General features: G+C 73.6%; 12 protein-coding genes. 4 read left to right on the forward strand and 8 right to left on the reverse strand.

Annotated features, from left to right (window positions below):
* Window positions 1-336 precede the first annotated feature (336 nt).
* From QQM39_RS41765 to QQM39_RS41775, 3 genes are all read right to left on the reverse strand, one after another.
* Window positions 337-483, reverse strand: a complete 147-nt coding sequence (locus QQM39_RS41765) for a S8 family serine peptidase (RefSeq protein ID WP_302002774.1) — start codon at window positions 481-483, stop codon at window positions 337-339.
* Between the two features lie 276 nt (window positions 484-759).
* Complete coding sequence (locus tag QQM39_RS41770) at window positions 760-1,455, reverse strand: HAD family phosphatase (RefSeq protein ID WP_302002775.1); 696 nt, start codon at window positions 1,453-1,455, stop codon at window positions 760-762.
* 46 nt (window positions 1,456-1,501) lie between these two features.
* Window positions 1,502-1,981, reverse strand: coding sequence for an Lrp/AsnC family transcriptional regulator (locus tag QQM39_RS41775; protein WP_302002776.1), 480 nt, complete (start codon window positions 1,979-1,981; stop codon window positions 1,502-1,504).
* 195 nt (window positions 1,982-2,176) lie between these two features.
* Here QQM39_RS41775 and QQM39_RS41780 point away from each other — a divergent pair, with 195 nt between their 5' ends.
* Both QQM39_RS41780 and QQM39_RS41785 read left to right on the forward strand, forming a co-directional pair.
* Entirely contained in the window at window positions 2,177-3,667 is a 1,491-nt protein-coding gene (locus QQM39_RS41780; RefSeq protein ID WP_302002777.1) for an FUSC family protein, read from the forward strand.
* Between the two features lie 351 nt (window positions 3,668-4,018).
* A complete protein-coding gene (locus QQM39_RS41785) occupies window positions 4,019-5,080 on the forward strand; it encodes a lactonase family protein (RefSeq protein ID WP_302002778.1) in 1,062 nt (353 codons plus the stop codon).
* 68 nt (window positions 5,081-5,148) lie between these two features.
* Here QQM39_RS41785 and QQM39_RS41790 read toward each other — a convergent pair whose 3' ends face one another.
* From QQM39_RS41790 to QQM39_RS41805, 4 genes are all read right to left on the reverse strand, one after another.
* Window positions 5,149-6,072 (reverse strand): sirohydrochlorin chelatase, encoded by a 924-nt coding sequence (locus QQM39_RS41790; protein WP_302002779.1) that lies wholly within the window; start codon window positions 6,070-6,072, stop codon window positions 5,149-5,151.
* Between the two features lie 120 nt (window positions 6,073-6,192).
* The gene (locus QQM39_RS41795) at window positions 6,193-7,167 is read right to left on the reverse strand and encodes an N-acetylglucosamine kinase (protein ID WP_302002780.1); all 975 of its coding nucleotides are present in this window, start codon (window positions 7,165-7,167) and stop codon (window positions 6,193-6,195) included.
* A complete protein-coding gene (locus QQM39_RS41800) occupies window positions 7,164-7,841 on the reverse strand; it encodes a uracil-DNA glycosylase (RefSeq protein ID WP_302002781.1) in 678 nt (225 codons plus the stop codon). Before QQM39_RS41800 ends, QQM39_RS41795 begins: the two co-directional genes overlap by 4 nt.
* Before the next feature lie 82 nt (window positions 7,842-7,923).
* The gene (locus QQM39_RS41805; protein WP_302002782.1) at window positions 7,924-9,009 is read right to left on the reverse strand and encodes a sialidase family protein; all 1,086 of its coding nucleotides are present in this window, start codon (window positions 9,007-9,009) and stop codon (window positions 7,924-7,926) included.
* A 275-nt stretch (window positions 9,010-9,284) separates the two neighbouring features.
* On the opposite strand from QQM39_RS41805, the gene QQM39_RS41810 reads away from it, so the two are divergent.
* The gene (locus tag QQM39_RS41810; protein WP_302002783.1) at window positions 9,285-9,872 is read left to right on the forward strand and encodes a hypothetical protein; all 588 of its coding nucleotides are present in this window, start codon (window positions 9,285-9,287) and stop codon (window positions 9,870-9,872) included.
* A 493-nt stretch (window positions 9,873-10,365) separates the two neighbouring features.
* Here QQM39_RS41810 and QQM39_RS41815 read toward each other — a convergent pair whose 3' ends face one another.
* Window positions 10,366-12,081 (reverse strand): acyl-CoA dehydrogenase family protein, encoded by a 1,716-nt coding sequence (locus QQM39_RS41815; RefSeq protein WP_302002784.1) that lies wholly within the window; start codon window positions 12,079-12,081, stop codon window positions 10,366-10,368.
* 80 nt (window positions 12,082-12,161) lie between these two features.
* On the opposite strand from QQM39_RS41815, the gene QQM39_RS41820 reads away from it, so the two are divergent.
* Window positions 12,162-12,989, forward strand: coding sequence for a PaaX family transcriptional regulator C-terminal domain-containing protein (locus tag QQM39_RS41820; protein ID WP_302002785.1), 828 nt, complete (start codon window positions 12,162-12,164; stop codon window positions 12,987-12,989).
* Window positions 12,990-13,047: the final 58 nt, after the last annotated feature.

The raw sequence follows: 13,047 nt of genomic DNA on the forward strand, positions 1-13,047 counted from the left end.
CGGCCAGTCAGAGCGCCACGGCCGCAACGCGCCGACGGTGGTGGCCGATGGCGCGGCCGGCCGGCACGTGCTGCCACGCGCAGGAGCCGGTGGCCCTGAGCACCCAGGCCTGCGACGCGGAGGGCTCCGTCGGCGACGGTCCCGCCGCTCCCTGCCGGCATTTCCCGGAATCCAAAGGAACGACGCCCGGGAGTCGGCCGGTTCGGACGAATGGGCAACCGCCCGTCAGCTGTCGGAGAACAGCTCGGAACCTACGAGTGAGGGTGCGTGAGGACGAAGTGCAGCGCCGCGCTCACATTTACCAGCCCCGCCCCGATGGCCTCGTCCGGACCGGGCTTACAAGAGCAGTGCCGCTGCTCCCGCGATCTGCGGTGCCGCGGCCGACGAGCCCGAGAACAGGGCCCAGCCGTCGTTGCGTGACGTGCCGTCGTCCGCATCGCTCTCCTCGGCGTCGATCGTGCAGCCGGGCGGAATCGGGAGCATGAGGTACTGAGCCAGGCGCGCCAGACCGACCAGCCCGGAAACTGCGGGACGACGACGCCGTCGAACCAGGGGCTGGTGTAACCGCTCGTGCAGTCCGACGCCCGCAGCTCGTCCTGCGGACCGGAGAACACGCCGCCGACCGACAGCACTCCGGGAACCTGCGGCTCGATCGAGAAGTGGCCGTTGTCCGCGGCGAAGACGACGACGATGCCGTCCTCCCACGCGTCCCGGGTCGGGTAGTTGGCCAGCCGGCTCAGTCGGCCCAGGTACCGGTGGTCAGGAGGAGGCCGCCGACCGTACGAGCCAGTCGTACGCTTCGCGCGCCGTGAACTCCCCCTGCCCGCCCCGCAGTAGTAGACCGGCTGTCGCGAACTCCGGGGCGTCCGCCTGGGCGGCCACGTACGGGATCGCGATGCAGCGCATTCCGGCCGCGTGCGCGGCGGCGGCGCCGGGGGCCGCGTCCTCCAGGACCACGCAGTCGCCCGGTGCCGCGCCGAGCCGACGGGCCGCCTCCAGGAAGACATCGGGGGCGGGCTTGCCGCGCTCGACCTCGTCGGCCGATACGACGGTGCGCAGATGGGCGTCCAGGCCCGTGCCGGCGAGGATCGCCGTGATGGCCCCGTGCGACGAGCCGGACGCCACGGCCATCGGGACGCCCTCGGTCGCCAGCAGCTCCACGAACTCGCGCATCTCGGGGTACGCGCGCGTGGCGGTGCGGGCGAGTTCCAGATAGCGGCGGTTCTTGGCGGCGAGCAACTCGTCGACGGAGGCCCGCAGGCCGTACTCCCGCTTCCAGAGCGTGACCGTCTCCTGGGTGCTGATGCCGACGTACCGCTCGTGGTCAGCCCAGGTGAAATCGGGGACGCCGTGCTCGGCGAGGACCTGGCGGCCGGCCTCGTAGTAGTTGGGCTCGCTGTCCACGAGCGTTCCGTCGAGATCGAAGATGACCGAAGTGCCGTTGAGACCGCTCATGGCCCCAGGATCTCAAAGGCCTCAAGAGCCATTTCGGCCTCAAGGGTCATTTCCCGGCCGCCGCCCGCCCGATCGACGCCACCAGCGGCAGCAGCCGGTGCGGGACGCGCTCGCGCAGGGCCACCTCGGTGCGGGTGCGGACCACGCCGGGCAGGCTGATCAGCTTCTGGATCACGTCCTCCAGATGGGCGTTGTCGCGGGCCACCACCCGGGTCAGCAGATCCCCGCCACCGGTGATCGAGAAGGCCTCGACGATCTCCGGTACGGCGGCGAGCGCGTCGCCCACGTCGTCGAGATGGCCCTGGGTGACCTCGATGTGCACGAAGGCCAGCACCGGGCGGCCGAGCGCGGCGGGGGAGAGGGTCGGCCCGATGCCGGTGATCACGCCGTCCCGCTCCAGCCGGTCGAGCCGCGCCTGCAGCGTGCCGCGCGCGACGCCGAGGATGCGGGCGTACTCGCGCACGCTCGTGCGGGGCTGTTCCAGCAGTAGCCGCAGGATGCGGGTGTCGAGCTCGTCCACGGCCATGGCGTCCGGCCTCTCCTCGTACGTGGTCCGTTGGCTCGCTGGTGGACGCTCCAGGACCGAAATGTCTGTGCCAATGGCCCAGCATATTCGACGCCACTTGAGCCAGTCGCCATGGCGATGCTGCAATGGGACCGTCGATGGCGCTGCGGACCTCCGCGGCGCCTTCTTCATGCCGACACGGAGGGGCGGAAAGCAGTGCTGAAGAGGGTGTTCGTGGCGCCGGACCCGCGCCGGGCGCGGCTGCGCTTCGCCGTGCGGGCCGTCCTCGGCATCGGGCTCGCGGTCGTCGTCTGCGCACTGGCCGGACACTCCCTCGTCGGCGCCGTCACCGGCGGGCTCGCCGCGCTGCTCGCCCTGTTCACCGTCACCGACACCACGGTGCGCGGGCAGGCGGTCACCACCGCGCTGCTGCCGCTCGTCGGCCTCCCCGTCCTCGCGGCGGCGGCCGAACTGCACGACCACCCGGTCGCCCGCGACTTCACCTTCCTCGCCGTCGTCGGCGCGGGTGTGTACGCGCGCCGCTGGGGGCCGCGCGGGCACAGCCTCGGCGTGTTCGCGTTCATGACCTTCTTCGTCGCGCAGTTCCTGCACGCGACTCCGCGGCAGCTGCCCGAGCTCTACGCCGCCGTACTGCTGTCCCTGCTCACCGCTGCCACGGTGCGCTTCGGGCTGTGGTGCTACGAGCGCCGTACGCCCCCGGCGCCCGCACCCGCACCACCCGGCGGCAGCGGACTGGCCCGCGTGACCACGCGCCAGGCCATCCAGGCCACCGCCGGAGCCGGCTTCGCCCTGGTCGTGGGCCAGCTCGTGTCCGGGCAGCGCTGGTACTGGGCCGTCGGCGCCACCTGGTGGATCTTCGTCAACACCACCTCGCGTGGCGAGACCCTGGTCCGCGGCTTCCGCCGGATCCTCGGCACGGTGATCGGCATCGGCCTCGGCCTGCTCGTCGCCGTCCCGCTGAACGGCGCGGGCATCCCCACCGCCGTGCTCCTCGCCGTCTGCGTCTTCGGCATCTTCTACACCGCCGCCGTCTCCTACACCTGGATGATGCTCTGCGTCACGGTGCTCGCCGAGCTCCTCTACGGCCTGCTGGGCGTCCTCGACCCCGCCCTGCTGGCGCTGCGGCTCGCCGAGACCGGCGTCGGGGCGCTCGGCGCCGTGCTGGCCGTGCTGCTCGTCCTGCCCGTCACCACCCACACCGTCACGGACGCCTGGATCCAGCGGGCCCTGCGCTGCGTCCACGCGGCCACCGCCGAGGCCGCCGCGCGCCTCGCCGGCGACGCGACCGCCGACCCGGCCTCGAAGCTTGCCGAACTGGAACAGCTGCTCGGCCGGGTACGGCTCTCGGTCGCCCCGCTCGTGCACCCGCTGAACCCGATGCCGGCCCGCAAGCGGCGCGCTCGCCGCGTCCTGGCCCTGCTCGACGACTGTGCCCGGGAGATCCGCGGCCTGGCCGCCGTAGCCGCCGACCCGGAGGCCTCGCACGACGCCCGCCTGGCCGCCGCGTGCTGGCGCGTCGAAGCCGCGGTCGAGGCGCTCACCGGCGGCACGGACATCACCGCCCCCACCGAGCAGCCGACGGCGTCGGACCCCGCGCTGGCCCATCTGCACGGCCTGGAGCGCGCCCTGGCCGAACTGGCCCAGCCCCTGCGCACGCCGTCCGGTTCGCGGCTCGTCGGGGCCTGATCCGACCGGTCGGGCAGGCCGGCATGTCGCTTTATCGGCCACCTAGAGGGTGGATCAGGCCATCCGCCGGGTAACCCCGCGCCATCGGACGCACGGAACCCGCGAGCCGCGCGGGAGCGGCCCGCGGGCTAGCCTCCTCGGGGTGCCGTGCGGAGCTTGCCCCGCGTCAGGGCGCAGCACCGAGGCCGTACGAGACGGTGGAGCGGCATCCCGCCCATGCGCACCACCGAGTCCGGGACCCGGGCGGGCGGCATGGCCGTACGCGCCGACGATTAGGTGACCTTGGTCTAGACCGATGATGATCCGCTGCTACCGTCACCCCGGACGGCACCCGACCGGAAGGGGACAGCGGTGGCAGACTTCGGCAGGCGGGAACGACGGGGAACGCGGGCCTACATCGGATCGTTCACGGCGGCCGGAGGTCAGGGCATCACCACGGCGTCCGTGGCCGCGGGCAGTGGCGCGCTGACCGTCCTGGGCGGCGTGGACGACGTGCCCGACCCCGCCTACCTGGCCCTGTCGCCCGACGGTGACACGCTCTACGCGGTCAGCGAGACCGCCGACGGCGCGGTGGCCGCCTACCGGCTGACCGGGGGCAAGCCCGAGCTCATCGGATCACCGGTGCCGGTGGGCGGCAGCGGACCCACGTACCTCAGCCTGGTCGCCGGCCACGTCCTGACCGCCAACTACGGCTCCGGCAGTGTCACCGTCGTGCCCGTGCGCCCCGACGGCGCCCTCGCGGACGCCCCGACCGCCGTCCTCCAGCACACCGGCTCGGGCCCGCACACGCCACGCCAGCAGGGCCCGCACGCCCACCAGGTGCAGCCCGACCCAAGTGGCCGCTGGGTCGTCGACGTCGATCTCGGCACGGACTCGGTGCGGGTGTGCACGCTGGCCGACGGCGCCCTCGACGTACACCGGGAGATCGCCCTGCGGCCCGGCTCGGGCCCCCGCCACCTGGCCTTCCATCCGTACGGCAGGTACGCGTACGTCCTCAACGAACTCACCCCCACCGTCACCGTCTGCCACTGGGACGCCGACGACGGCACGCTGAAGCCGCTGGCCGAGACGCACGTGCTGCCGGGCGCCCCGGCCGGTGACGCCTATCCGTCGGGGATCGTCGCCTCGCCCGACGGCCGCTTCGTGTGGACCGCGACACGCGGCGAGGACGTGCTGTCGACGTTCGCCGTGGCCGGGGAGGAACTGCGGCTGGTGGGGACGGTGACCTGCGCCGGGCACTGGCCGCGCGCGCTCACCGAGGCGGGCGGCTTCCTGTACGTCGCGAACGAGCGCTCCGGTGACGTGTCCTGGTTCGCCGTGGACCCGGCCACGGGACTCCCGCGCTACGAGGGCTCGATCGAGGCGCCCGCGGCATCCTGCGTGGTCATCGGCCAGGTCGCCGACGAGGGGTGACCGGACGCCGAAGGGCCCGCTCCCGAGTGAGGAGCGGGCCCTTCGGCGTTACGGCTGTGACGTGCGTGTCAGCGCACCGGCGCGCCCTGCGGCTGCTGCGGGGCGATGCCCAGCGCCGTCGTGTACTTCGACAGGGCGAGCTTCCCGATCGCCGGGTACGGGCCGAGCGCCTCGGCGGCGGAGCAGCCCGCCTCCTGGGCGGCCTGCGCGATCAGGCTCGGGTCGATCTCCGGCCCTATCAGGTACGGCGCCAGCGCCAGCTGCTGCGAGCCCGAGGACCGCAGCTGCTCGGCGACGGCCGTGATCGAGCCGTCCTGGTCCAGGGCCGCCGCCATCACCGGCACGGCCAGGCGCGCGGCGAGCAGCATGCCGGTGATCCCGGCCGCCTGCACGGCCTCCTCGCCGCCCACAGAGGCGAGGATGATGCCGTCCGCGGCCGTGGCCACGGTGAACAGCCGGGCACGGTCGGCGCGGGCCAGACCGGCCTCCGACAGCCGCACGTGCAGCGCCTCGGCGAGCAGCGGGTGCGGGCCGAGCGCATCGGTGAGGTCGGCCGCGACCCGGCTGTCCATCACGGCCTGGCGGATGACGCGGAGCAGCGCGCTGTCCGGGCCTGCCAGCAGCGGCACGACGACGGCGACGGGGCCCTCCGGCTCCTTGACCTCCACACCTGCGGCGATCGCCTGCTCATAGCGGGCGATGCGCTCCTCGGCGGCGTGCACGAGCACGGACTGGAGCGTGGGGAACTCCACGTCGTCGCCGTCCACGTACCCGATCCGGGCGTCGAGACCGGGGAGCTCGGAGCGGGCGATGCTCACGACTTCCTCGGCCAGGCCGCGGGTGGCGGCGCTCGGCGTGCCCGGCACCGCGAGGACGAGCGCGGGCGCGCCTTCGGGAGCCGCCAGGGGCTCGGGTCGGCGGTGCCGCCCGGGCTGACGAGGTCGCGGCATTCGTACTGGCAGGCCGGACGCGGGCCCAGTGGGGGAGCTCATGGCGACGCATGTTACTGGCTTCTTGGGCTCCCCTGTTCGGGGAGGGTGCAGGTGAGCGGTATCCGTCCGTATTTGTCTGATTGAGTTACGTGCGGTGCGGAAGCGGACGGCGTAGGTGGATCAGTCCCTCTTTCCGACCACGTAGAGCATCGCCTCGTCACCCGGCAGAGTGAACGCGTCCGCCGCCAGATCGGTCGCGATACGCACCGCCCCCTGCAACGGATCCCCGGCGGCCGGCACCCGCCGCGCGTGCGGCAGCCGCTTCGACAACTCCTCTTCCAACGGTACGAGAAGAGGGGCGCCCATCTTGAACAGGCCACCGGTGAGCGCGACTTGGGGCTCTCCGGAGGTCGGGCAGACGGCGGCCGCCGATTCGGCCATGTACCGTGCGGCGGCCCGCACGATCTCCGCGGCCACCGGGTCGCCGTCGGCGCAGGCGGCCACGTGGGGGGCGAAGGAGGCGAGGACGGCGGGACGGTCCGGGCGCGGATAGAGCTTGCCGGGCAGTCCTCGCACCGGGCCGAACAGCTCCTCGGCGCGGGTCAGCAGCCCGGCCGACCCGCCGGGCCGCCCGTCGTGCGCGCGCAGCGCCGCCTCCAGCCCGGCCCGCCCGATCCAGGCGCCGCTGCCGCAGTCGCCGAGCAGATGCCCCCAGCCGTCCGCGCGGTGCCAGCGCGTCAGGTCGGTGCCGATCGCGATCAGTCCCGTACCGGCGGCGACCACGGCACCGGGCCGGGGCCCGAGGGCGCCCACATAGGCGGTGACGGCATCGGCGACCAGGGCGAGGCGCCCGATGCCGAACTCCCGCTCCAGCGCGGCGGGCAGCTCGGCGCGCAGCCCGCCGCCCAGGGTGGCGAGCCCGGCGGCACCGACCACGGCCGCCCCCAACTGAGCGACACCTGCCTCGGCCGCCAACGTCCGAACCATGGGCACCAGTTGCTCCATCAGATGCCCGGCGTCGATGCCCCGCTCCCCGGTACGCACGGGCTCGCGGGACTCCCGCCGGGCCAGCGCCCCCTGGTCGACGGTGCCGACGACGACGCGCATCCCGGACCCTCCGGAGTCGACGGCGAGGAACCCGGAGGCGTCGGTCACGGCAGGCGCCAGTCCACCGGCTGTCCTCCCTGTCGGATCAGCAGGTCGTTGGCCCGGCTGAACGGGCGGGAGCCGAAGAAGCCCCGGTCGGCGGACATGGGGGAGGGGTGGGCGGACTCCACCGACGGGAGCTTGCCGAGGAGAGGGCGGAGGTTGCGGGCGTCGCGGCCCCAGAGAATGGACACCAGCGGCTTGCCGCGGGCGGCGAGCGCACGTATGGCCTGCTCGGTGACCTCCTCCCAGCCCTTGCCGCGGTGGGCGGCCGGCTTGCGCGGGGCCGTCGTGAGCGCCCTGTTGAGCAGCAGCACGCCCTGCTGGGTCCACGGCGTCAGATCGCCGTTGGACGGCTGCGGCAGCCCCAGGTCGGTGCTCAGCTCCCGGTAGATGTTGATGAGGCTGCCGGGCAGCGGACGCACGTCGGGCGCGACCGAGAACGACAGCCCCACGGCATGTCCCGGGGTCGGATACGGGTCCTGTCCGACGATCAGGACCCGTACGTCGTCGAAGGGCTGCTGGAAGGCCCGCAGGACGTTCGGCCCGGCCGGCAGATAGGTGCGTCCCGCGGCGATCTCCGCGCGCAGGAAGTCGCCCATCGCGGCGATCCGTTCGGCAACGGGTTCCAGGGCCTTCGCCCAGCCCGGTTCGACGATTTCATGCAAGGGTCGTGGTGCCACGGGCGTCACCCTACTGCCGTACCGGCAGCGGTGATCAACCGGTGGCCAAGGCCGGCCCGTAAGCCGTGGCGCCCCGGACGGCTCATGCGATCACCGCGGCCCGCACGCACAGCACGTCCGGCAGATGCGACGTCAACTGCCGCCAGCTGTCGCCGTCGTCGGCCGACGCGAACACCTCGCCGTTGCGGTTGCCGAAGTACACGCCCGCCGGGTCCGCGTCGTCCGTGCACATCGCGTCGCGCAGCACCGTGCCGTAGTGGTCCTCCTGCGGCAGCCCCGCCGACAATGGATCCCAGGTCTTGCCCGCGTCCGCCGTACGGAAGACACGACATCGGCGGTCGGCGGGCACGCGGTCGGAGTCGGCGTTGATCGGGAACACGTACGCCGTCTCGCCGCGGTGGGGATGTGCGGCCGCCGCGAAGCCGAACGTGGACGGCAGGCCCTCGCCGATGTCCGTCCAGTGCGCGCCCGCGTCGTCGCTGCGGTACACGCCCCAGTGGTTCTGCAGATAGAGGCGGTCCGCAGTCGCCGCGTCCTGGGCGATCTTGTGTACGCACTGGCCGAACTCCGGGTTCGGATCCGGTAGGAACACCGCGGAGACACCGGAGTTGGAAGGAACCCAGCTCGCACCGCCGTCGGTCGTCTTGAACACCCCGGCCGTCGAGACGGCGACCGTCACGGCCCGGGCGTCGCGCTTGTCGGTGATCACGGTGTGCAGGCCCTCACCGCCGCCGCCCGGCACCCACTTCGACCGGGTCGGGTGCTCCCACAGCGGGCGGATCAGCTCGAAGGTCTCGCCGCGGTCCTCCGAGCGGTACAGCGCGGCCGGCTCCGTGCCCGCGTACACCACGTCCGGCTCCGCGGCCGCCGGGTGCAGCTGCCACACCCGCTCCAGGGAAGCGTCCGTGTCCTTCGGGAACTTGACGGCCGGCCGGGCCGGTTCGGTCCAGGTGCGGCCCAGGTCGTCGGAGTGGAACACGGACGGGCCCCAGTGCGCGCTGTCGCCGCCCGCCAGCAGCCGCGGACGCTCACCCCGCGTGTCGATGGCGACCGAGTACACGGCCTGGGCGTTGAAGTAGGGACTCTCGTCGAACTCCCAGGTGCCACCTCGCCTCCGCCCGATGAACAGCCCCTTGCGCGTGCCCACGGCGAGCAGTACCTCGGTCATGCCGATCACCTCCGCGACGTCTTTGTCTCAGGTACCGGCCAGTCTGCACCCCGGCACTGACAGTCACCTCTGGAAAGGCCGACGTCGCAGGTCAGGGCGGCGATGATAGCTCGCAGCCGCGAGCTGCGGGGGCTTTCCGGCAGACAGCCGCGGGGACCGCGTGACCCGTGCCACGGTCGTCTCCCGGTACGTGCCGTGAGCATCCGCCTGCCGTCTCCCGTATGGGAGGGAGGTGGGTCCGGCAGGTTCGTGCGCTCATGAGGAGGAAGCCTTCGATGGCGTTCCGTGGTCCGAAGGTGTGGCTGTGGCGATGGCGGCGCAATCCGCTCAAGCGCCGGGCCGACGCGATGGAGGCGTGGGTGCTGCTCGCCGCCTGGGCGCTCACCGTCCTCGCAGGAGTGCTCGCTGGCCTGGCGACGGCCGGCACGGTGGAGGAGGGGATGGCCAGGGAGCGCGTCGAGTGGCGCCCCGTCGTCGCCCTCCTCACCGAGCGGGCGCCGGGCACGACCGACGCGCGCTCCGGCACGTCGAGCGGCGCGAGCGTGTGGGCGAAGGTCCGCTGGAGCGCGCAGGACGGTTCCGCGCACACCGGACAGGCCCGCGTCCGGCCCGGCAGCGGCGTCGGTACGCCGGTCACCGTCTGGACGGACCCCCAGGGCCGCCTGGTGACCCAGCCCGCCACCGCCTCCGAGGCCCGCACCCGGGCCACTCTGGTCGGCGGCCTCGCGGGTGTCTGCGCCGCATGCGTACCTTTCGTCGCCGGGCGCGCCCTCCGCAGCCGCCTGGAGAGCCGGCGCATCGACCAGTGGGGCTACGAGTGGGCACGGTTCGGGCCGTTGTGGGGCGGGCGGACGACGGGCTGACGGCTGTACGAGGGGTCGGCGAAGGGTCGCGGCTGCCGCGCCCGTGGAAAGGCGTGGCCCGTCCCGCCCGTCGGATCGCGCCGCCCTGCCCTCGGATCGCGCCGTACGGCGTCTCGGTGGCGCCGGGTAGGACGCCCCGCGGCCCGGCCCGCCAAGGACGCGGTGGCCTCGGCCGCCGCGCACGAGGGCGGTTGGCAGCTCCGAGTTGGCGGCCACGGCCGGGCGAGCTCCTCCCATGGCGCCCATCTCCCCGGATCCGCGCGTTGCTGCGCCCGCCGGGGGCGCGCCAGAACGCCGGCGCCAGGACTCCGGGCCCAGGGGGGCAGAGCCCGCCACAGGGCCAGCTCTCGCGTACGACCACCCCTTGACGGCCGAGGATGCGGAGCAGCCCCTGCCCCGCTCCACCCCCTCAGGTGTCCACCCCACCTCAGGTGTCCACCGCCCGACCACGGGCGGGGCAGCGGATCGCCCTCGGGCAGGCCGGGGCCGAGCCTCACGCCCCGCCCGGAAGCGCCCGCCCCAAAATGCCGTCCACATCGGCGGCATCCGGCAGCGTCCCGAACGCGTGCCCCCAGTCGCCGCCGAGCCGGCTCGCACAGAAGGCGTCGGCAATCGGCGTGGGGGCGTGCCGGACCAGGAGGGAGGCCTGGAGGGTCAGGGCCGTCTGCTCGACCAGGCGGCGGGCCCCGGCCTCGGAACCGGCCGCGAGCAGGCCCTTCAGACGGGTGACGGCCGCGTCCAGCCGGGCGTCCGCCCCCTGCGCCAGGGCGAGTTCGGCGAAGAGGGCCTCGGCGGTGGCCGGCTCCCTGCTCAGCGCCCGCAGCACGTCGAGGGCGTTGACGTTCCCCGAGCCCTCCCAGATCGACAGCAGGGGAGCCTCGCGGTAGTGGCGGGGCATGCCCGACTCCTCGACGTAGCCGTTGCCGCCGAGGCACTCCAGGGCCTCCGCGGTGAAGGCAGGCCCCCGCTTGGTGACCCAGTACTTGCCGACGGCGGTGGCGATCCGGCGGAACGCCGCCTCGGCCCCGTCCGGGTCGTCCCCGCGCACCGCCCGGTCGGCCGCGCCGGCCAGCCGTAGCGTGAGCGTCGTGGCGGCCTCGGACTCCAGCGCCAGGTCGGCCAGCACGTTGCGCATCAGCGGCTGGTCGATCAGCCGCGCCCCGAACGCGCTGCGGTGCCGCACATGGTGCCCCGCCTCGACGAGCGTCTTGCGCATCAGCGTCGCCGACGACATCACGCAGTCCAACCGCGTGCAGTTGACCATCTCGATGATCGTCTTGACGCCCCGCCCCTCGGGCCCCACCAGCCAGGCCACGGTCCCGTCGAACTCGGGCTCGGAGGAGGCGTTCGAGCGGTTGCCCAGCTTGTCCTTCAGGCGCTGGATGCGGAAGGTGTTGCGGGTGCCGTCGGGCAGGACGCGCGGCACGAGGAAGCAGGACAGGCCGCCGGGAGCCTGCGCCAGCACGAGGAAGACATCGCACATGGGCGCCGAGGTGAACCACTTGTGCCCGCGCAGCGTGTACACGCCGGGCTCGGCGGTCGGCGTCGCCGTCGTGGTGTTCGTACGGACGTCGGAGCCGCCCTGCTTCTCGGTCATCCCCATGCCCGCCAGCAGGCCCCGCTTCTCGGTCGGCACGCGCAGCTCCGGGTCGTACTCCCGGCTGGTCAGCAGGGGTTCGTAGACCTTCGCCAGCTCGGGCTGCCGGCGCAGCACGGGGACGGCGGCGTACGTCATCGACGTCGGGCAGCCGTGCCCGGCCTCGGTGTGCCCCCACACCAGCCCGCCGGCCGTCCGGGCGACATGGGCGCCGCGCCGCTCGTCCGCCCAGGGCGCACCCGCCAGCCCCTCGGCGACCGCGACCCGCATCAGGTGGTGCCAGCTCGGATGGAACTCCACCTCGTCGACGCGATGGCCGTACCGGTCGTGCGTACGCAGCTCGGGTTCGTGCCGATTGGCCTGCTCACCCCACTCCTGCGCCTCGACGCTCCCGGCCCGCAGGCCGAGCCGCCGGATGTCCTCCTCGGCCCACCCGGCGCCCTCGCGGCGCAGCCCTTCGAGCAGGGCCGTGTCCTCGGACGCGTCGTACGGGGCCAGGGGAGGGGGCTGGTTGGTGACGTCGTGGGTGGCGTACTGCCCGGAGAGCTCCTGCGTGACTCGGGGCTGCTCCAACGCGACTCCGGGCTGCTCCTGCGCGGGTATCGAGACCATGCCGCCAGTGTTGCAGCACGGCTGCGGTTGCAGCAATCCTGTAATACGTCACCGTCGCACCGCCACGTACAGTCGTCGCCATGCCGTACAACGCCTCACCGCAGGCCGACGAGGTGGAACTGCGCCCGCTGTCCGCCAGGTCCGTCGTCCTGAGCCTGCTGCTGGGTCTGCATCCGCCCGAGCTGCCGGTGAAGGACCTGGTGCGCAGTGTGGAGCCGTTCGGGATCGCCGGATCCACCTTGCGCGCCGCGCTCAGCCGGATGGTGGCGGCCGGAGACCTGCGGCGCGCCGACACGGTCTACCGGCTCAGCGACCGGCTGCTGGAACGCCAGCGGCGCCAGGACGACGCCGTCCACCCCGAGACCCGGCCCTGGCACGGCGACTGGGAGATGGTGGTGGTCACCGCCACGGGCCGCGGCCCCGCCGAACGCGCGGAACTGCGCAACGAGCTGACCCGGCTCCGGCTCGCCGAGCTGCGCGAGGGCGTCTGGCTGCGGCCGGCCAACCTGCGCCGCCCCCTGCCGGACGACCTCGGGCGGGTCACCGAGCGCTGCACGGCCCGCCCCGACCGCCCCGCGCGCGAGCTGGCGGCGAGCCTGTGGCCGCTGGACGTGTGGGCGAGGACGGGACGCGCCCTGCTCACCCATGTCACCCACGCCCGGCAACCGTCAGACCGCTTCACCGCCTTCGCGGCCGTCGTACGGCACCTGCTCGCCGACCCTGTGCTGCCCCCCGAACTCCTCCCGCCCGACTGGCCGGGCGCGGAGCTGCGGGCCGCATACGCGGACTACCGGCGGGAGTTGGCAGCGGAGGCACGCGCGCGTGACGGCCGCGAGGAGGCCACGGACGCACACGCGCGTGGTCGCCGTCAGTCGAACGCGGACGTACACGCGCGTGGTCTCCGTTAGTCGAACGCGGGCATACGCGCGCATGGCCGCCGGGAACGACGCGACGGCCGTCCGAAGC

Source organism: Streptomyces sp. DT2A-34, assembly GCF_030499515.1.
Classification (GTDB): Bacteria; Actinomycetota; Actinomycetes; order Streptomycetales; family Streptomycetaceae; genus Streptomyces.

Coding starts and splice junctions, on each gene's coding strand:
- QQM39_RS41765 (WP_302002774.1), bottom strand. CDS start 483: ATGCTCCCGATTCCGCCCGGCTGCACGATCGACGCCGAGGAGAGCGAT.
- QQM39_RS41805 (WP_302002782.1), bottom strand. CDS start 9,009: ATGACCGAGGTACTGCTCGCCGTGGGCACGCGCAAGGGGCTGTTCATC.
- QQM39_RS41790 (WP_302002779.1), bottom strand. CDS start 6,072: ATGAGCTCCCCCACTGGGCCCGCGTCCGGCCTGCCAGTACGAATGCCG.
- QQM39_RS41815 (WP_302002784.1), bottom strand. CDS start 12,081: ATGGTCTCGATACCCGCGCAGGAGCAGCCCGGAGTCGCGTTGGAGCAG.
- QQM39_RS41820 (WP_302002785.1), top strand. CDS start 12,162: ATGCCGTACAACGCCTCACCGCAGGCCGACGAGGTGGAACTGCGCCCG.
- QQM39_RS41775 (WP_302002776.1), bottom strand. CDS start 1,981: ATGGCCGTGGACGAGCTCGACACCCGCATCCTGCGGCTACTGCTGGAA.
- QQM39_RS41810 (WP_302002783.1), top strand. CDS start 9,285: ATGGCGTTCCGTGGTCCGAAGGTGTGGCTGTGGCGATGGCGGCGCAAT.
- QQM39_RS41770 (WP_302002775.1), bottom strand. CDS start 1,455: ATGAGCGGTCTCAACGGCACTTCGGTCATCTTCGATCTCGACGGAACG.